We start from the raw sequence: 18,530 nt of genomic DNA on the forward strand, positions 1-18,530 counted from the left end.
GTCACCGTACGTTCGCCGCACCCACACCCAATGAATTCCGGCCCGGTCGATTTTTTCCCATCGTAAACAATTTCTTCGCGATTCCCCCAAGAATTAGTCGACACATTTCTACTACATGAATCCTGTAGTAGGACAACAGCTATCGACAATTCCAAGAACTCACTGCCCACTTTGGGGACCACGGTGAGTTTATCCATTTTCCTACCCGCCCGGCACCCATACCTTTCAGTTACAGCGCATGGCAGGGACTTCGATCCCCACAACGTGCACCCAAGGACCCCCACTTCCACAGACTCCACACCGATACCGAGGTTGCAGATGAGTTCGACACAGATCGCACCGACACACACGTCACCGACGGGCACCACGCGATTGCTGACCAGCAGAGTCCGGAGCAGCAGATTCGTACGCAAGCTGACCGTCGCGGTAGCCGCCGCCCTCGCCGCCCCTACCGTGCTCGCGGGCTGCTCCGGCGTCGGCGGGTCCGACGACGGCGTGGTCACCTTCCGGTTCGCCAACTCGCCCACGGCACTGTCGCTGGTCCGGATCGCCGACGAGCTCGGCTACTGGAAGAACGCCGGCGTCAAACCCGAATACGTCGGTCCGGCGACCAGCGTTCCGGCGGTGCAGTTGCTGGACCAGAATCGCGTCGACATCGCCACCGGCATGTTCAGCAACGACATTGACGGCAAGGTGAAGGGTTTCAAGTTCACCGCGATCGCCTCCAGCATGCTCGATCTGCCCGATCAGCCGCATATGGCCTATTTCACCAAGGCCGGCTCGCCCATCACCAAGACCGATCTCAAAGCGGTAGAGGGCAAGACGGTCGGTCTGGGCCCCGGCAAGAACAGCTGCACCGACCTGGTGATCAAGCGCTACCTGAAAAAGAACGGTGTCGACCTGGACAAGGTCAAGTTCCTCGAACTCAAACCGGAACTGATCGCACCCGCTATCGAGCGCGGCGAGGTCGACCTCGGGGTGTTCCACCCGCCGCTGGTGGGTGTGCTACTGAGCAAACCCGACAAGTTCACCCAGACGTTCACCTCCTACGACGACTGGGGACCGCTCGGTGGCCAGGCCCCGTTCGTGGCCAGCAACGCCTGGTTGCAGAAGCATCCGGACGCCGCCCGCGAGTTCGTCGGCATCATCGGCAAGACCGCCAACTGGGCCAACTCCCATCCGAAGGAGTCCGCGGAGATCGCCGGCAAGACCACCGGATACCCGGTGGAGCAGACCACCAACTGGCACTACGCACCGAATGCACTGCTGGACAAGGCAAGTCTGGCACTGTGGTGGGATCTGGTGAAGGACACCGGCACTCCGCTCGCGGGTTCGGAGAAGCTCAAGCCCGAGGACATCGCCACCAACGCGTTCAACCCGTACGCGACCTCCGCCGACCTGCTCGACCATCAGGACGAGAACACCTCGGTACTACCGGGTTTCCGCAACAAGGGAGTTTTCAAGACCCCATTGGTCGACTTCGCCACCGCTGAAAAATAGGCCACCGGAAAGAAACATCACCCGTGGAGAAATAGCCGCGGGCCGAGAACCGTCATCCCAAATCACACACAGAAAGGCCACTGCCATGAGCGGAACAGTGCTGGTGGAGCAGCAAACAGCCGCCGCGGGCAGCGCGATCAGGGCACCGAGGCATGCTACACCCAAGATCGTGGCCCGCAAGGTCAGCAAGCTCTACCCCAAACCCGGTTCCCGCAAGGACGTCACCGCCGTCCTCGACGGATTCGACCTGACCATCAACGACGGCGAGTTCCTGTCGCTGCTCGGCCCGAGCGGCTGCGGTAAGTCAACATTCCTCAATATCCTTGCCGGACTGGACAGTTACAACGGCGGCTCGGTCCACCTCGACGGGCAGCAGGTCACCGGGGTCAACAAGAACGTGGGTGTCGTATTCCAGGGCTACGCACTGTTCCCCTGGCTGACCGCGCAGAAGAACGTCGAAGTCGGCCTCAAGATCCGGGGCGTCGGCAGGGCCGAGCGTCGTGAACGGGCCGCCGAGGTGCTCAAGACCGTCGGTCTGTCGGCTGCGGCCGACCGTCTGCCGCACCAGCTTTCCGGTGGTATGCGCCAGCGTGCGGCCATCGCCCGCGTCCTGGCATACGACCCGGAGGTGCTCGTGTTCGACGAGCCGTTCGCCGCGCTCGACGCCCAGACGCGTGAGTTCCTGCAGGGCGAATTGCTGCGCATCTGGGAGTCGGGCGAGAACAAGAAGACCATTCTGTTCGTCACCCATTCCATCGACGAGGCCATCTTCCTGTCCGACCGGATCGCGGTGATGACCAAGTCCCCGGGCGCTGTCAAGACCGTCCTGGACGTCGACCTGGACCGTCCGCGGACCCAGACATTGCGCAGTTCCGAAGATTTCGCACATATCCGGGCCAGGGTGGCCGGGATTCTCGCCGAGGAGGTCAACGTTGGCAACGACGCTGCCTAAGCCGGACCCGGCGGGGCTGTCGGTAATCGATGAGGACTACGACCTCACCCCACCTGCCCGCCGCAACCCGTATCTGGTCAAGTACGAGCGATACATCTACGGCGCGATCGGCCTGACCGGCTTTCTCGTACTGTGGTGGGCGGCCGTCGCTTCCGGTTATGTCGACAAGCTCTACCTGTCGACGCCGCAGGACACCTTCACCGCCCTGATCGACGGACTGGCCGACGGATCGCTGGCCCAGGAGATCGCGCCGAGCGTGCAGCGCGCGCTCATCGGTTTCGTGATCGGCCTCGTCGCCGGTATCGGTTTGGGGATCGCCGTCGGGTATGTCCGCATCGTTCAGCAATTCCTCGAACCGGTGCTGCTGTTCTTCCGCAATCTGTCGCTGCTCGCGCTGCTGCCGGTGTTCGTGGTGTTCTTCGGTATCGGCGAGCAGTCCAAGATCGCGATCGTGGTGTGGGCGTGCTTCTGGCCGATCTTCATCACCACCGTCGGCGCGGTCAACGGCGTGGAGAAGATCCTGCTCAACGCCGCCAAGACGCTGGGGGCGGGCCGCGTGTACATCTTCACCCGGGTGGTGTTACCGGCCGCGATCCCCGGCATCTTCCCCGGTATCCGGCTCGCGAGCGCCAACGCGTTCACCGCGCTGGTGGCGGCCGAATTGGTCGGCGGCGCACACGGTATCGGTATCTATATCAACAATGCCGCACTGCGGTATCAGACGCCGCAGATGTATGCGGGCATCATCACGCTCGGGCTCATCGGCATCCTTGTCAACGCCGTCATGACCGGTGTCGAGCACAAGGCCACGGCGTGGCAGAGAGGACTGACCAACAAATGACCGCCCCTCCGATCCGCGGTCCGCGTCTGCGCGCCGCCCTGGTCGTGCTGATCGCGATGCTGACGACCGTCATGACTGCGGGCTGCGGATCGGAGACGTCCGTCGATTACGATTCCGGGTCCGACGGCGACGCCCTCGTCGTCTACGCGGGGAAGGGTGCCGACCGCGGCATTCTCGAGTACGTGTCGAAAAACCTTCTCGGCACACAGATCCGGATCAAGATCGAGGATGCCGATGACGACGCCAACGCGAAAGTATCAGCGGGAAAAGCTGATCTGGCGTTCTACCAACACACTCCGGCATTCGAGGCCGACACCACCGATCGTGGCATCACCGATCTGAGCATCGCCGGCCGGGTGAATGTGGTTCCTTACGCGCTGTATTCACACAAATGGACAGATCTGCGGGAGACCGGCAGCTGGGTCAACACCGGGCTGGTCGCCGACAGCATCACCGGAACGAGCCTGCCGCACGGCGCCCGGGTCGCCCTGCCGAGTACTCCCACCGGCTTCGCACGTGGCCTGTACCTGCTGCAATCGGCCGGACTGGTCACCCTCGACCGCAAGTTCGGCGGCACCTCGGCGCAGGATCTCACCATCACGGCGGCCAACGTCCTCGATTCGGCTCGGCATCTGGACGTGATCGGGCTCAGCTTCGACGAGTTCCTCAAGTCGACCTACAACAGCTACGACGCCATCGTCCTCAATCCGGATCAGGCCGCGAGTCTGGGACTGGTGCCGGCCACCGACGCCCTGGCCGTCGAACCCGGGCCCGGTAACCCGTACGCGCACGTCCTCGTCGCGCCGTCACGGCTCGCCGGTGATCCCCGCGTGCTCGAACTGACTCGCGCGCTGGAGGATCCGCGGCTTGCCGGCTACCTGAACCGGACCTACCGCGGCGCGAACATCGCCGCCGCGGCGGCCACGAGCTGACGGCCTGGCCTCAGCGATCGCCGTGCGCCGCGTGCGTGCCGAATCCCCGCCGGTGATAAGTCAGCGGCTGCGCGTCCGTATCCGACTCGGCCGCAACGACATCGCCGACGACGATGGTGTGGTCACCACCCGGCAGCAGGTCGGCCACCCGGCACGCCAGCCACACCGCCGTGCCCGTGATACGCGGTACCGACTCGACCTGGTGCCAGTCGATGTCACCGAACTTGTCGGGCCCCTTCGTCGCGAATCGGCCGGCGATGTCGTGCTGGTCACCGGCCAGCACATTGACACCGAACGCCTTCGATTCCCTGATCCGGGCCAGGGTTTCGGACGTGTCGGCGAGTGCGACGGCCACCAGCAGCGGGTCCATCGACAGCGACATCACTGCGCTGACGGTGGTGCCGTGCGGACGGTCACCGTCCATCACGGTGATGATGGAGACCGGTGCGCAAAGATTGGCCATCGCCTGCCGGAACTCGGTCTGCAGGTCGGTCAGTGGTGCGGACATGACGAACTCCTATGTTATCCGGTGATCCCGACGGGGTGACTACCCGGTGATCCCCACCGAGGCCCAGAACTGCTCGAACGACGACGGGACCATGTCGTTGCCGAACTTCACCTGTCCGTCGACGAAGCGGTGCACCATGACCATCGTGGTGTCGAGCACGGTGTCACCCAGACGCCGGTAGATGTGGACGTTCGCGGTGACGATCTCGTCGCCGACGACGTCGCAGTGCACCACCTCGTTGCGGGCCTCGTCGAGTTTGGCCACCACACCGAAGGCGCCCAGGAACTCACCCTTGGTGTAGAGGCGCACCGCGCCTTCCACGGTGAAGCCCGCCCAGGTCATGTCGTCGGCGTACAGGGCGACGAGCAGGCTCGGGTCGCCGGCGTCGGCGGCGGCGAAGGCCTTGGTCAGGGCGTCTGCGTTCTGCTGGGTCATGATGTGTCCTCTCGGGAAGTGATCGGGTTGGTGTGTCGACCATCACTGTGGCGGTCGACCGGCCCGTCGGGTAACCGGCCGACTACGTGATCTGGACCCCGAATCACCCAGGACCGGAACGCCAGCGCGAAAGACCTGGTCAAGAGGCATTCCTTGACGGGTGATCCCACTGTCACACCCGCACCCGACACCCGCGGTGACACATCTTGACCCCCGGGGTTGTCGGCAGGCGCCATCGGACAGCAGAGTGATCTGCATCACCGAATGTGGGGAATGTGCGATCCCGACGGTGCCGATACCGGACGAGAGGTACCGAAGTGAATGCTGACGAGTGGGCCGAGATTCGGCGGTGCCACGCCGAGGGCGAGACGATCAAGGGGATCGCCGGACGACTTCGGATGTCGCGCAATACCGTCCGGCGGGCTCTGGCGATGACGTCGCCGCCCGAGGATCATCGCAGCGTCAAAGGCTCGCTCGCCGACGAGGCCGACGACGACATCCGCAGGATCCTGGCCACCGACCCCGACGTCACGATCGCCGAGATCGGACGGTCGATCGGCTGGACCCGATCACGCACCCTGCTGGCCCGGCGAGTGAATACGATCCGCTCGGAGAACACGGCTCAACTCGGGCGATCGAGCGGTACCGCGACGCCCGGTCTCCCCCGCCCCGCAACCAGTTTCGTCGGGCGGCGCGGTGAACTGGCCGAGCTACGCCGTCTCCTGGGCGACCATCGGCTCGTGTCGGTGGTGGGCCCGGGCGGAATCGGCAAGACGCGCCTGGCGATCGCCGCCGCCGAGGAGTTTCGCCGCGCCTTTCCCGACGGCGTGCGGTTCGTCGACTTCACCGCGGTCCGCAATGAATCCCTGCTGGCCCAATCCGTATGCGATGCCCTGTCTCTGAACAGCAGGGAGTCCAGCGACCGATCGGTGCCGGACACACTGGCCACATTCCTGCGCACCCGCAGGATGCTGCTGGTCCTCGACAATTGCGAGCACGTCGTCGACGGCGCCGCGGCACTGATCGCGCACCTGCTCGCATCGACGGCAGAGCTGCGGATCATCGTGACCTCACGGGAGTACCTGTCGATTCCGGGCGAGTACGTCTTCCACCTCGGAGCTCTCTCGACCGAGGACACCCACGACGTGAGTGCCGCGGTGGAACTGTTCACCCGCCGCGCATCGTCGGCTCTCGCCGGATTTGAGCTCACCGACGCCAATCATCAAGCTGTACAACAGATTTGCCGACGCCTCGACGGTCTTCCGCTGGCAATCGAATTGGCGTGCACCCGGCTGAACGTGCTGTCGGTGCACGACCTCGCCGATCTCCTCGACCGGCGGATGTCGATGCTGACCGTCGGATCGCGCGACCGCACCGCACGGCACCGCAGCCTGCAGGCCACCACCGACTGGAGCTACGAACTCTGCACCGCGCCTGAGCAATTGCTGTGGTCACGCCTGTCGGTGTTCATCGGTGGATTCGATCTCGGCACCGCCGTCGAGGTGTGCGCCGACGACCAGTTGCCCGCCGAATCGGTCGTCGACGCGGTCGCCGGGCTCGTCGCCAAGTCGGTGGTGTCCCGCGTCGCCGACGACCGGCGTGCCCGCTTCCGTCTCCTCGAGTCGATCCGCGAGTACGGCTGGAGCAAACTGGTCCCCCGCGACCGCGACACGATGAACGCCCGGCTCCTGGCCTGGTCCGCGCGGATCATGGTCGACTCGGCGACCCACTGGTACGGTCCCGACCAGGTGACCAAGGCCACCGTGGTCCAGGACAACCTGGGAAACGTCCGCGCCGCACTGGAATTCGCGATGGACTCACGCGCGGACCCCGACCTCACCGCCGTCGCCACGCACGCGTTGGGTTCGGCCCGATTCCTGTGGGCCTGCGGCATATCCGGCCGGGAGCACCGCATGTGGCTGACCAAAGCGCTGGACCTACCCCATGCAGGAGACAGGAACAAGGCGCGGATGTTCGGGGTCCTCGCACTGCTGCAGACCTTGCAGGGCGATCGCGAGTCGGCGGCCTTCTCGATTCAGCGGGCCCGCAGCCTCGCCGATCGTGTCCACGACCGGCAGACCACGGCCTTCGCCATCCACACCACCGGACTGCGCGACTTCTTCGCGGGCGACTTCGTTTCCGCCGGAAGACACTTCGACCATGCTGAGGCGCTCTACCGCGAATCCGACGCCGATCTGCTGGCCACCCTGCGGGTGCACCGCGGGATGCTGCTGAGTTCGATTCTCGACATCGACGGCAGCCGGGCGGTTTTCACGCAGGTGCACGAGGCGACCGCCGCCGTGGGCGAACAATGGTTCCATTCCTACGCAACCTACGGGCTCGGTCTGACGGCACTGCTCGCCGGAGAACCCGGCCGGGCCGCCGAACTGGCTTCCCAGGCCCTCGGTGAGCATCGACCGTTCGGTGACGTCGTCGGCATGACGCTGATGGCCGACCTGCTGGGCTGGTCGCTGGCCGCCGACGGGTCCGGGACGCGTGCCGCGGTGGTACTCGGTGCGGCGTCGGCGCTGTGGGGGCTCTTCGGGCAGCAACTGTACGGATCGGAGCACTGGAATGCGTTGCGCGCGGACGCGGTTGCCACGGCCCGCGCCGATCTCGGTGAGTCCACGTTCGAAACCTGGTGGGCCCGTGGCGAAGCGATGTCCACATCGGAGCTACTCGACTACATCGCCGGCGACGGGGCCCCAGGCGACGCGCCCGCCGCCGTGACCGACGACCGCAGTCCGGCCGTCGTCCGGCGCTCACCGCCGGCTCACGACACCGTTCTGCTCGGTTCCCTGTCCCAGCGCGAGCAGGAGGTCGCCGTGCTCGTGGCCGACGGCCTGACCAACAAGGAGATCGCGCAGCGGCTCGTCCTCTCGCCCCGTACCGTCGAGGGCCATGTCGAGCATGCCCTGCGCAAACTCAATCTCACCCGCCGGACGCAGATGGCCGCGGCGATCTCCGGCTCCCGTGTCTCGCCGTCCTGAGGATCTGGCCTGATCTGTTCCGGACCGACTTCCCGCATTCCCCGGATGAGTCCCCACACAAACTGGAATTCTGCCCCGGGCAGGCGTTTTCGCACCGCCCGGGGCAGAAGTCTATTTTCGGTGAGGCGATCGGGGTGTTACGCCTCGGGCCGTGTCACTACACCTTGCACAGGGTGCCCGCGTCCACCGGCAGCGCGATGCCGGTGACGAAGCGCGAGGCGTCCGAGGCGAGCCACAGCACCGCGTTGGAGATGTCGCGCGGCTCCACCCACGGCGTCGGCAGCAGGTTCATGCCCTGCTCGCACGCCTCCTTGAAATCCTCGTGGGTGGGGTGTTCGAGGTCGGGGCGGAACAGCCGGTACATGGCCTCGTGGTCGATCATGTCGGTCAGCACCGATGTCGGATGGATCGAGTTGCACCGGATACTGTGCGCACCAAGCTCATTCGCCGCAGTCCGGGCCAGACCCAGAACCCCGTGCTTGGCGGCCACGTAGTGGGCGAAGTTGGGGAACCCCTGCAGGCCACCGGTCGAGCTGATGAGGATGATCGAGCCGCCCTCACCCTGCTCGATCAGGTAGGGAACGGTGGCGCGCATCGTCTTCCACACGCCAGTGAGGTTGATGTCGACCATCTCGTTCCACTGCGTCTCGGTGAGTTCGTGCAGCGGTGCCGACGAGAAGATGCCGGCGTTGGCCACCACGGTGTCGAGTCGGCCGAATTCGGCGATCCCCTCCTTCACCGCCTGCTCCAGACCCTTGAGGTCCCGGACGTCCACGATCGAGGTCGCCGCGCGCCGGCCGGTCTTCTCGACGAAGCGGGCGGTCTCCTCCAGATCTTCGGGTGTGGCTCCCTTGTACTCGGTGGTGCCGAGCTTGGCGCAGATGTCGATCGCAATGATGTCCGCGCCTTCTTCGGCGAGCCTGATGGCGTGCGAACGTCCTTGTCCGCGTGCGGCTCCGGTGACCAGTGCCACCTTGTTGTCGAGTTGTCCCATGATGTGCGCCTCCTTGCGCATACTTCGGTGAAATGTGCCGACGGTGTCGGATACAGGGTCGGCGAAGAGTGAAAAGCGGTCAGCGGTTCTGGTAGCCGGGCAGGATCGCGGGTGCGGCCTCGACCAGGGTCATCCGGTCGATGAGCGCATGCTGGGTTGCCACGGCGGCGTCGCGGACACAGCGGCCGAGCGCGCTGGGGTTGCGGACCGTGGCGCTGCCCGCCCAGCGGTGCGCGAACATGACGACCTCGCCGGTCACCTCCTGCACCCAGGTGGTGGCCTGCCGCATCCGGGCCCGCTGCTCGTCGGAGATCTCGTTCCCCTGCGCCGCGGTGGCTTCGGCGTCCCCGAAGACCTCGTACACGTAGGCCTGCGCCGCCCGGAACTTCGCCTCGTGCCGCATGAAGTCGAGTTGGAACAGGTCCGAGTCACCCACCGGGCCGTCGTAGCCGGGCCGGATCTTGTTGTTGACGATGCCGGCGATCTCCTGCAGCGCCCGCTGCGCGAGCCCGAGCGCCACCGGTGCGTGACCGCCGACGCCGATGCCGAGGAGCCCGAGCTGGTAGACCGGTTCGGCCTGGGTGGGGACGGTCGCGAAGGTCTCCATGGTGAACTTGTCCGGCACGAACCGGTCCTTGACCGCGTAGTCGTAGGAGCCGGTGCCGACCATGCCCATGACATCCCAGTTGCCGAGGAACTCGACCTCGTCGCGGGGCAGGAACGCGATCCGGCACTGCGGTTCGCCGTCGACGAGAACGGGTTCGCCGTTGTCGTCGACGACGACGAATCCGGCTCCGATCCAGCTCGCGTGCGCCGAGCCGCTGGCGAACTGGTACCGGCTGTCCACCCGGTAGCCACCGTCGACGCGGGTCGCCTTGCCGGTGGGCACCACCATGCCGGCGGTGATCGCCTTGTTCTCCCCGCCGAACATCTCCTGTCCGCCTTCGGAATTCATGAAGCCGGCGGCGACGGCCGCGCTGCAGATGTTGGCCATGAACGCCCAGCCGGTGGAACCGTCGGCGCGGGAGATCTCCTGAATGACCTTGAAGGCGGTGACGATGTCGGTACCGCCGCCGCCGTACGCGCCGGGGATCAGGATCCAGAAGAGCCCGGCGTCGGCCAGCGCCTCGTAGACGGGGCGGGTGATGGTCGCCGCCTCTTCGATGTTGTTGGCCTCGGCCTCGATCACCTTGGCCACCTCGCGAGCGCGGGCGATGTAGTCGGGAGCGGCGAGCTCGGTCGGTGCCGGGCTGAGTTCGGTTGCGGTCATGGGGCCCTCCTGGCCGGTTCGGTGTCGTCTATGACCCGAATCACATTGCCGGTGGAGGGCCGGCGCTCGCAGCGGGTGGACTACGTGGTCCGCTACGTGATCACGCTCACACGGGATCGAACGCGGAGATCAGCCACTTACCGCCTTCGCGCTGCTTGCCCACTGTGAAGGACAGCAAACTTCACCGAAAGCGAGAAGAACCTAACGGGGCAAGAAGCCGGGGGCAGCTATTCGATGAGTTCGTACAGGGTGGCGTTGGCGGTGCCACCGCCCTCGCAGATGGCCTGCAGACCGTAGCGGATTCCCTTGTCGCGCATATGGTTGATCAGTTTGGTGGTGAGGAATCCGCCTGTTGCGCCAAGCGGATGGCCAAGCGCGATCGCCCCGCCCAGCGGGTTGAGCCGATCGAGTCTGGCACCGAGGTCGATCCGCCAGGCCATCGGCACGGGTGCGAACGCCTCGTTGATTTCCACCACACCGATGTCATCGATACTCAACCCGGTGCGGGCGAGTAGCTTTTGCGTGGCAGGGATGGGTCCGGTGAGCATCTTGACCGGGTCGTCGCCCACCACGGTGCCCGCTACCAGACGCACGATCGGGGTCAGACCGAGCTCGGCCGCCTTCTGTGATGTCATGATCATCACCGCCGATGCACCGTCGGAGATCTGGGAGGCGTTGCCGGCGTGGATGACTCCGTCCCCACGGAACGACGGTTTGAGCCCGGACAGCTTCTCCGGAGTGGTGCCGCGCCGCAGGCCCTCGTCGACGGAGAACGGGCCGTCCTCGGTGTCGACAGGCACGATCTGCGACTCAAATGCACCACTGTCGATGGCTGCGGCCGCCAATTCGTGTGACCGCGAAGCATATTCGTCGAGGGCATACCGCGACAGTCCCCACTGCGAGGCGATCATCTCCGCGCCGATGCCTTGATCGAGCTTGTCGACGCCGTACCGGTCGAGAACCGTCTGCCCGTACGGGAATCCGGAAGCTCGGGTGGCGCCGAGTGGCACCCGCGACATCGTCTCCACACCACCGGCGACAGCGATGTCGTACGCACCGGCGATCACAGCGTGCGCGGCGGACTCGATGGCCTGCTGACCCGAACCGCAGGCGCGGTTGATGGTCACCCCCGGAACCGACTGCGGCCAGCCTGCCGCCAGCACACCGAAGCGGGCAATATTGCTTGACTGGTCGCCGAGCTGAGTGACGCACCCCCACATCACATCGTCAATGGTCTCCGGATCGATGCCGGTACGACGCACAAGTTCTTTCAGCACGATGGCGGACAGATCCACCGGGTGGACCCCGGCGAGCGATCCGTTGCGCTTTCCGATGGGTGTACGGACGGCCTCGACGATCACCGCGTCACGAGTCGGCATGGATCACTCCTCTTGTCTGCGCCTGGCTGGATTCGCACGATTTCGCACGGGTGCCTTACAGATCGCGATTGCCGACCGCGCGGCACCTTTCGGCACGATAGCCTGTGTGCTCGCCGCGTATTCGTCGTCGGCGATATCGAAGCACTCGGCTGCGATGGCGTCGAACCACTGGCGGGCGCCTGTCGGGAACCCGCCCGTATCACCTTTTTCGATCACGTAGCGCGCTTACCTGTTTCGTCCGGCCGGCCCGGACGATCCTCAAACGCATGTCCGCACCACCTGTTTCCGGTCCACCACTCGTGCTGATCGCACTCACCCGGCCCCTGCTGGCAGAGGTTCTGGGCCCGCATCGCCCACAGGAGCCCACCGAACTGGGCAGGCGGCTCGACGCGGTGGCGCACGCGGTGATCCTGGGTTCGGATCTGCTCGATCCTCCTGCCGCAAGGGCCGTCGCCGGTCCCGGGCTCGACCCCAGCATCGCCGCGATCACACTGGCAGCGCACACCCGCAGCGTCGGTCTGGTGATCGCCGCCGCCACCCACCGCGATCATCCTTACAATCTGGCCCGCCGGGTCGCCGGGGTCGATCACGCGACCCGGGGCCGTGCGGGGCTGGCCGTCGCCGAACGCGATCCCACGGCGACCGCGGGGAATCCGTGGGCCCGGGAGGACGCGGCCGGGGCCGCCGACGCGGTGACGGCGATCCGTGAGCTGTGGCGCAGCTTTCCGGCCGACACCATCGTCGCCGACCGCGACAGCGGGGTATTCGCCGAATCGGAACGGATCGTGGCGATCGATCACCACGGCGCGTACGACATCGCCGGACCGTTCCAGGTGCCGACCAGCCCCCAGGTATGGCCTCCGATCTTTGTATCTGTCTTGGCTGCAAGGGAATTGGTTTCGGTGGCCGATATCGTGGTGCCGGCCGGCGCGAGCAGCGGCAGTCGGATCGTCGTGTACCGGCCCGACGATGCCCGCGAACTCGATGAACTGCTCACCGTCCTGCCCGCCGTCGACCGATCACCGGACGAACCGGCAACGCTGCGCGCGGTCCTGGGCTTGCCGGTCCCCGGTCCGGCCGCGGCCGGCCGCGTCGTCTTTCCCACCGAACCAGCCACCCCGGAGGTGTCCCGTGCCTGACCGTTCCCCCACCAACCGTCCCGGCCACGTGATACTCAATGTCAACGTTCTCGACGTGGGCATCACCCACGACGCCTGGCGGTCCGCCGACCTGCATCCGCTCTCGTTCGTCGACACCGAGTACTTCACCGAGGTCGGGCGCATCGCCGAACGCGGCACCCTCGACGGCTATTTTCTCGCCGACGGCCCGGGCCTGCGGGAGGATCCGCGGCACAAACCCGGCAGGGCACTCGAACCCACCACGATCCTGGGCGCGGTCGCCGCCGCCACCGAGCACATCGGCCTCATCGGCACCCTGTCGACCACCTTCAACGACCCGTGGGAACTCGCCTACCGGATCGCGTCGCTGGACTATGTGTCCGGCGGGCGGGTGGCGTGGAATGTGGTCACCACCTACGCCGAGGACATCGCCGGAAACTTCGGGCTCACCGAACTACCCGACCGCGACACCCGTTATCGTCGCGCCGCGGAGTTCGTCGACGCCGTCAACGAACTGTGGGCGTCAGCCCGGAACCGGACGCCGGTGCGTTTCGACGGTGAGTTCTTCACCATCGCAGGACAATTGCCCGTTCCCCCCTCCGCGCAAGGCCAGCCACTGCTGGTGCAGGCCGGCGGCTCACCGGCGGGCCGCGAACTCGCCGGACGCCAGGCGCACGCGGTGTTCTCCGCCGAACTGAGTCTGCAGGCGGGCATCGCGCACTATCAGCACGTCAAATCCGTTGCGGCCAAAGCGGGTCGCAATCCCGAGCACGTCCGCATCCTGCCCGGGCTGATCACCGTCATCGGCAGCACCGAGGCCGAGGCCCGCGCGCGGGACGACGAATCGGCCGCGCTCGCACCGTCAAGCCATGCGGCAGCTCGCTTTTCGGCGACCCTCGGCATCGATCTCACGGCCGTCGATCTCGACGCGCCGCTACCGAAGTCGGTGCTCGCCGAACCGGTGGATCCGACCCGGTTCCGCGGTTCGCTCGGCTTCCGGGAGTCGGTGATCCGGCTGGCCGCCGACGAGAACCTGACGGTCCGGCAACTGCTCGGCAGGCTCGGCGGCGGATTCGGGCACCGCAAGATCGTCGGCTCACCCGAGCAGGTCGCCGACACCATCGAACACTGGTGGAACGCCGGAGCCGCCGACGGATTCAACCTGATGCCCGACCGCTTCCCGGACGGTCTGGAGATCTTCGTCGACGAAGTGGTGCCGATCCTGCGGCGCCGCGGACTGTTCCGCCGCGACTACGAATCCACCACGCTGCGTGAACGATTCGGTGTGCCGTTCCCCGGATCGGGAACCTCGGTCTCCCTCGCGGGATAACACGAACAACCACAAGATGATTCAACCCAGAGAAAGAGAAGGACACAGCCCATGACCGCAGTACAGGAAGCAGCCCCAGTACAGGACGCACCCGCCCACACCGGCTCGCTGGAGATCTCCCCCTCCGCCGGCTACATCGGCGCCGAGATCGGCGGTGTCGACCTGCGCGATCATCTCGACCAGAACACGGTCGAGGAGATCCGCGACGCACTGCACCGCTACAAGGTGATCTTCTTCCGCGACCAGGAGATCGGCCACGCCGAACAGGTCGCATTCGCCCGGCGGTTCGGCAAGGTGACCCCGGCACACCCGCACGAGGAGAACCCACCGGCGGGTTTCCCGGAGATCCTTCCCATCGACAGCCGCCGCTACGACCAGAACCTCGGCCGCAAGCGCACCTCGTACGACCACAGTTGGCACACCGACGTCACCGCGCTGGTCAACCCGCCGGCCGCATCGATCCTGCGTGCCGATATCTTGCCGCCGTACGGCGGCGACACCGCGTGGACCAATCTCGTTGCCGCCTATGAGGGTTTGCCCAGGCAGCTCCGTGAGTTGGCCGACCGCATCGACATCCGGCACCAGTTCGCGGCGCGGGCCGCCGAGGGCAGCCAGCGCGCCCGCAAGATCGCCGAAGCCAACCTCGTCGCCTACCATCCGGCGGTGCGGGTGCACCCGGAAACCGGTGAGCGGGCCCTGTTCGTGAGTCCCGGCTTCACCCGCGGTGCCCGCGAGATCCGGGGCTTCTCACCGGAGCAGAGCGACGAGATCCTGCGACTGCTGTGGCGCGAGGCCACCCGCACCGAGTACACCGTCCGGTTCCGTTGGGCCCCAGGCAGTATCGCCTTCTGGGACAATCGGGCCACCGCCCACCTGGCCATCGCCGACGCCGGTCACCTCGGCCACGACCGGGTGCTCTACCGGGTCACTCTGGAAGGGGACGTGCCGCGCGGTGTCGACGGCCGCCAGTCCGAACTCGTCTCAGGAGAGCAGTTCCTGGGTGCGTAAGGACAACCTTCACCCCAGCAACACCACCTCTCCGCCCTCTATTGCCGGCTGAGGTGCGAGGTCGCCCAGCGACCGAGCCTCGAAACCTGGCGAGCGGACAATATCGTCTCACCGGGTTTCGAGGCTCGTCGCTTACGCTCATCACACCCCGACCAACGACGGTGAGTTGGGGAATCACACTATGAATCAAGGAGATTCAGCATGACCATCGCCGCCCGGTATGCCGACGCAGCGTTGACCCTGACCACCACCAGCGACATTATCGCCGCCCAACTCGCCCACCGATCGGTGCGCAAGTTCCTCGACACACCCGTCGACGACGCGCAGTTGCAGGCGATAGTCGCTGCAGCGCAGTCGGCTTCGACGTCGTCGAATCTGCAACCGTGGAGCGTGATTGCCGTCCGGGACCCACAGCGCAAGGCCCGGCTGGCTGCGCTGGCCAATAATCAGCAGTTCATCAACGAGGCCGGGCTGTTCCTGGTGTGGGTAGCCGACCTCGGCCGGGCACGCCGCGTTGCCGAACGCGAAAACGCACCACTGGACGGTGCCGACTATCTGGAAACCACCATCATCGGGTTCGTCGACACCGCCCTGGCCGCCCAGAACGCCGTGGTCGCGTCCGAATCACTGTGCCTGGGAACGGTTTTCGTCGGTGCATTGCGCAACAAGCCGCTGGAGGTGGCCGACGAGTTGGGTCTGCCACCGCACACGATCGCCACTTTCGGCCTGGCCGTGGGTGTTCCGGACCCGACGGAGAACGCTGGCATCAAACCCCGGCTGCCACAGGAGGCCGTTCTGCATCAGGAGCAGTACGACGCTGCCGCCGCCGACGCCCACATCACCGGTTACGACGAGTCGCTGGCCGACTACAACCGGCGGCACGGCCTCGACGGCACCTGGAGTGGCCGGGTGCTCACCCGCCTGGGCACCGTCGCGTCGCTGCACGGGCGGGAGAAGCTGCGGGACCAGCTCGAAACCCGAGGACTTCCTTCTCGTTGATTCTCAACCGGTTTGAGGTGATTTCGTCGTGCAGCCAGGTCACCGGACCCTTCGCGACCCTCGCTCCTTCGTCGCTTCGGCCTCAGGGATCAAGATGCATGGTCGCGACAGCAGCAGACCGAACGCCGCGGCATCGGCCTCAGGGATCAAGATGCTTGGTCGCGGCCCGGCATCTTGATCCCTGAGGAGCAGTCGCGCGACGAAGGAGCCGACCGCGTCTCGAAGGGTCCGGTGACCACACGATCATGACGCGACCAGGCCCCTACCCGTGATGAGCGGGAGGTCGAGGGCGGTGATCAGGCCGGGTTTCGCATCCACCACGGCGGCAACGGAATTGACCAGGCGGGCGGCGGTGACGATCATGCCGGACACGTTGTGGTCGCCGCGCTCGCCGTGGTGGGTGAACTCGACGGCCATGTGCGGTTCGCCGGAGATCAGGATTCGATAGCAACCATCGCCCTCGGCGGGCGTAGGCCAGTGCGGGCACTGGTCGGGGTGGGTTCGTGTGTAGTGTTCGAGCACAATGCGATCGGTCCCGTTTACCTGCCCCGCCACCTCGAAACGCAGTGCGGCCTGGGTCCCCTCGGCGATCTCTACCGACACCGTCGAGTAATCCCTGTCAGCCGCAACACGTTCGACGCGAACGTCGAGCGGCTCGTCCAGCGTAACGCCGAGCCCGGCGGCGAGCTGGCGCACCACACTGCCCCAGGCGAGGGTGAGGACCTGCGGCACCACCAGCGGCGGTGTAGCGTCCATCGGTTTGCCGAAGCCGAACAACTCACTCATCACGACGGGTTGGTAGTAGGTGGAGTAGTCGGCGATCTCCTGACAGCGCAGCTCGTCGATACGCTGTGACAGGCTCGTCATGGCAAGCGGCAGAGCATCATTGGCGAATCCGGGATCGATTCCGTTGACGTGGATACTCACCCCACCCGCCTTGGCGGCGGTGTCGATACGGGCAATGTACGCATCCGGCAGTACGTCGTACGGGAATTGCAGGATCACCGGACCACTCGACACCACATTGATGCCCGCCTCGGCGAATCCGATCAGATCCTCGATGGCCTCGGGTACCCGGTCGTCGGTCATGGCCGCGTGCACGATGCAATCCGGACGCAGCGCCAGCAGCGCATCCCGGTCGTTGGTGGCGACCACCCCGAGATCTCGGTCCAGGCCTGCCAGCCGTCCGGCATCCTGACCGGCCTTCGCCTCACTCGACACCCACACCCCGACCAGTTCAAGATCCGGATGGCCGTCGATGACGGCGATGGCATGCTTTCCGACGGTTCCGGTCGACCAGACGACCACGCGAAGACTCATCACCCAAAACTAGAACACGTTTCACCGTCATGTCGAGTGTTCGCGGAGTCGAGGGTCACCGTGCGATCAGTCCCGGTTTCCGGGTTCAGCGGCACACTCAGGCTATCGTGGCGACGATGAACGCACCGACAACCGTGGTACGCGACGGCCACGTGACCCGGATCAAGTGGCATCGTGCCCGGCGCAGGGCTGCGGACCCGGTGTTCACCGCGACCCGGATCCGCGAGGGGATGACAGTCGGTGCGAGCGTCGAGATCGATCTTGTGGTGCACGCCGACCGCGGTTTCGCGGTCCTGCACGATCTCGATGTGGCCCATGCGACCACCGGGCGCGGCAACGTCCGCACGCTCGGCGCCAACCAACTGCGCGCCATGTCGCTCGTGGACAATCGCCGCCGCCGCATCGACGAACCGGTCCTGCTGCTCGAGGACCTCGCCGACGCCTTGCGCACCACCACGATTCACCCCGACGCCCTGCTCCAGCTCGATTTCAAGGAGACCGCATCCGCCCTCGACGACAGGGCGTTGCAGACCTTCGCCGACGCCGTCGCCCCCATCGCCCGGCACATGATCCTCTCGTGCGGCGACGCTGTGGCCGTTAGTGAATTGACAAGCGCCGCACCAGGAATCCGCGTCGGTTACGACCCATGTCACGACGGCGCCGTCAAACAGGTACTCACCTCGGGACGATTCGACGAGTTCGTCGCGAACGCCGTCGACGCCTCCCCGCGAGCGGAGATGGTCTACCTCGACAAGAAGCTGGTCCTGCGAGCCGACGACCGCGGCGTCGACCTGATCGGCGCCTTCCACGCGGCAGGCCGCACAGTCGACACCTACACGGTCCGCCGCGTCAACCTGTTCTCCCGCCGCACCATCACCCGCCTGCTCGCCCTGCAAGCCGACCAGATCACCACAGACGACCCCGAACGCCTCGTCGCCAGGTTCGCGTAGTCGC

At 66.0% G+C, this 18,530-nt stretch carries 16 protein-coding genes; 10 read left to right on the plus strand and 6 right to left on the minus strand.

Features of this window, described 5'->3' with window-relative positions; genetic code table 11:
• Window positions 1-318: 318 nt before the first annotated feature.
• The 4 genes from Q0627_RS10835 (at window position 319) to Q0627_RS10850 (ending at window position 4,225) form a co-directional block, all read left to right on the plus strand.
• Entirely contained in the window at window positions 319-1,500 is a 1,182-nt protein-coding gene (locus Q0627_RS10835; protein WP_291015078.1) for an ABC transporter substrate-binding protein, read from the plus strand.
• A gap of 85 nt (window positions 1,501-1,585) precedes the next feature.
• On the plus strand, window positions 1,586-2,452 hold the full coding sequence (locus tag Q0627_RS10840) for an ABC transporter ATP-binding protein (RefSeq protein ID WP_291015080.1): 867 nt from the start codon (window positions 1,586-1,588) through the stop codon (window positions 2,450-2,452).
• Window positions 2,433-3,293, plus strand: a complete 861-nt coding sequence (locus Q0627_RS10845) for an ABC transporter permease (protein ID WP_298809712.1) — start codon at window positions 2,433-2,435, stop codon at window positions 3,291-3,293. The genes Q0627_RS10840 and Q0627_RS10845 overlap by 20 nt, the downstream gene beginning before the upstream one ends.
• Window positions 3,290-4,225, plus strand: coding sequence for a MetQ/NlpA family ABC transporter substrate-binding protein (locus Q0627_RS10850; RefSeq protein WP_298809715.1), 936 nt, complete (start codon window positions 3,290-3,292; stop codon window positions 4,223-4,225). The genes Q0627_RS10845 and Q0627_RS10850 overlap by 4 nt, the downstream gene beginning before the upstream one ends.
• Window positions 4,226-4,235: 10 nt before the next feature.
• On the opposite strand, the gene Q0627_RS10855 is transcribed toward Q0627_RS10850, so the two are convergent.
• Both Q0627_RS10855 and Q0627_RS10860 read right to left on the minus strand, forming a co-directional pair.
• Complete coding sequence (locus Q0627_RS10855) at window positions 4,236-4,733, minus strand: flavin reductase family protein (RefSeq protein WP_291014699.1); 498 nt, start codon at window positions 4,731-4,733, stop codon at window positions 4,236-4,238.
• A gap of 39 nt (window positions 4,734-4,772) precedes the next feature.
• Window positions 4,773-5,168, minus strand: coding sequence for a nuclear transport factor 2 family protein (locus tag Q0627_RS10860; RefSeq protein WP_291014696.1), 396 nt, complete (start codon window positions 5,166-5,168; stop codon window positions 4,773-4,775).
• A gap of 317 nt (window positions 5,169-5,485) precedes the next feature.
• Here Q0627_RS10860 and Q0627_RS10865 point away from each other — a divergent pair, with 317 nt between their 5' ends.
• A complete protein-coding gene (locus Q0627_RS10865; RefSeq protein WP_298809722.1) occupies window positions 5,486-8,158 on the plus strand; it encodes a LuxR C-terminal-related transcriptional regulator in 2,673 nt (890 codons plus the stop codon).
• Window positions 8,159-8,315: 157 nt separating this feature from the next.
• Here Q0627_RS10865 and Q0627_RS10870 read toward each other — a convergent pair whose 3' ends face one another.
• The 3 genes from Q0627_RS10870 to Q0627_RS10880 all read right to left on the minus strand — a co-directional run bounded on the left by Q0627_RS10870 (window position 8,316) and on the right by Q0627_RS10880 (window position 11,801).
• Complete coding sequence (locus Q0627_RS10870) at window positions 8,316-9,152, minus strand: mycofactocin-coupled SDR family oxidoreductase (protein WP_298809725.1); 837 nt, start codon at window positions 9,150-9,152, stop codon at window positions 8,316-8,318.
• A gap of 79 nt (window positions 9,153-9,231) precedes the next feature.
• Complete coding sequence (locus Q0627_RS10875; protein WP_298809728.1) at window positions 9,232-10,422, minus strand: acyl-CoA dehydrogenase family protein; 1,191 nt, start codon at window positions 10,420-10,422, stop codon at window positions 9,232-9,234.
• Window positions 10,423-10,649: 227 nt separating this feature from the next.
• The gene (locus Q0627_RS10880) at window positions 10,650-11,801 is read right to left on the minus strand and encodes a thiolase family protein (RefSeq protein ID WP_298809731.1); all 1,152 of its coding nucleotides are present in this window, start codon (window positions 11,799-11,801) and stop codon (window positions 10,650-10,652) included.
• A 266-nt stretch (window positions 11,802-12,067) separates the two neighbouring features.
• Between Q0627_RS10880 and Q0627_RS10885 the strand changes: the two genes are divergently transcribed.
• From Q0627_RS10885 to Q0627_RS10900, 4 genes are all read left to right on the plus strand, one after another.
• Window positions 12,068-12,940, plus strand: coding sequence for an LLM class flavin-dependent oxidoreductase (locus tag Q0627_RS10885; RefSeq protein ID WP_298809733.1), 873 nt, complete (start codon window positions 12,068-12,070; stop codon window positions 12,938-12,940).
• Window positions 12,933-14,249 (plus strand): NtaA/DmoA family FMN-dependent monooxygenase, encoded by a 1,317-nt coding sequence (locus Q0627_RS10890; RefSeq protein WP_298809736.1) that lies wholly within the window; start codon window positions 12,933-12,935, stop codon window positions 14,247-14,249. The genes Q0627_RS10885 and Q0627_RS10890 overlap by 8 nt, the downstream gene beginning before the upstream one ends.
• 51 nt (window positions 14,250-14,300) lie before the next feature.
• Entirely contained in the window at window positions 14,301-15,257 is a 957-nt protein-coding gene (locus Q0627_RS10895) for a TauD/TfdA family dioxygenase (RefSeq protein ID WP_291018102.1), read from the plus strand.
• Window positions 15,258-15,458: 201 nt separating this feature from the next.
• Entirely contained in the window at window positions 15,459-16,256 is a 798-nt protein-coding gene (locus Q0627_RS10900) for an NADPH-dependent oxidoreductase (RefSeq protein WP_298809741.1), read from the plus strand.
• 243 nt (window positions 16,257-16,499) lie between these two features.
• Here Q0627_RS10900 and Q0627_RS10905 read toward each other — a convergent pair whose 3' ends face one another.
• Window positions 16,500-17,576 (minus strand): diacylglycerol kinase, encoded by a 1,077-nt coding sequence (locus Q0627_RS10905; RefSeq protein ID WP_298809743.1) that lies wholly within the window; start codon window positions 17,574-17,576, stop codon window positions 16,500-16,502.
• 116 nt (window positions 17,577-17,692) lie between these two features.
• Here Q0627_RS10905 and Q0627_RS10910 point away from each other — a divergent pair, with 116 nt between their 5' ends.
• Window positions 17,693-18,526, plus strand: a complete 834-nt coding sequence (locus Q0627_RS10910) for a glycerophosphodiester phosphodiesterase family protein (protein WP_298809745.1) — start codon at window positions 17,693-17,695, stop codon at window positions 18,524-18,526.
• Window positions 18,527-18,530: the final 4 nt, after the last annotated feature.

The sequence above is a fragment of the uncultured Gordonia sp. genome (assembly GCF_937858515.1).
Lineage (GTDB): Bacteria > Actinomycetota > Actinomycetes > Mycobacteriales > Mycobacteriaceae > Gordonia.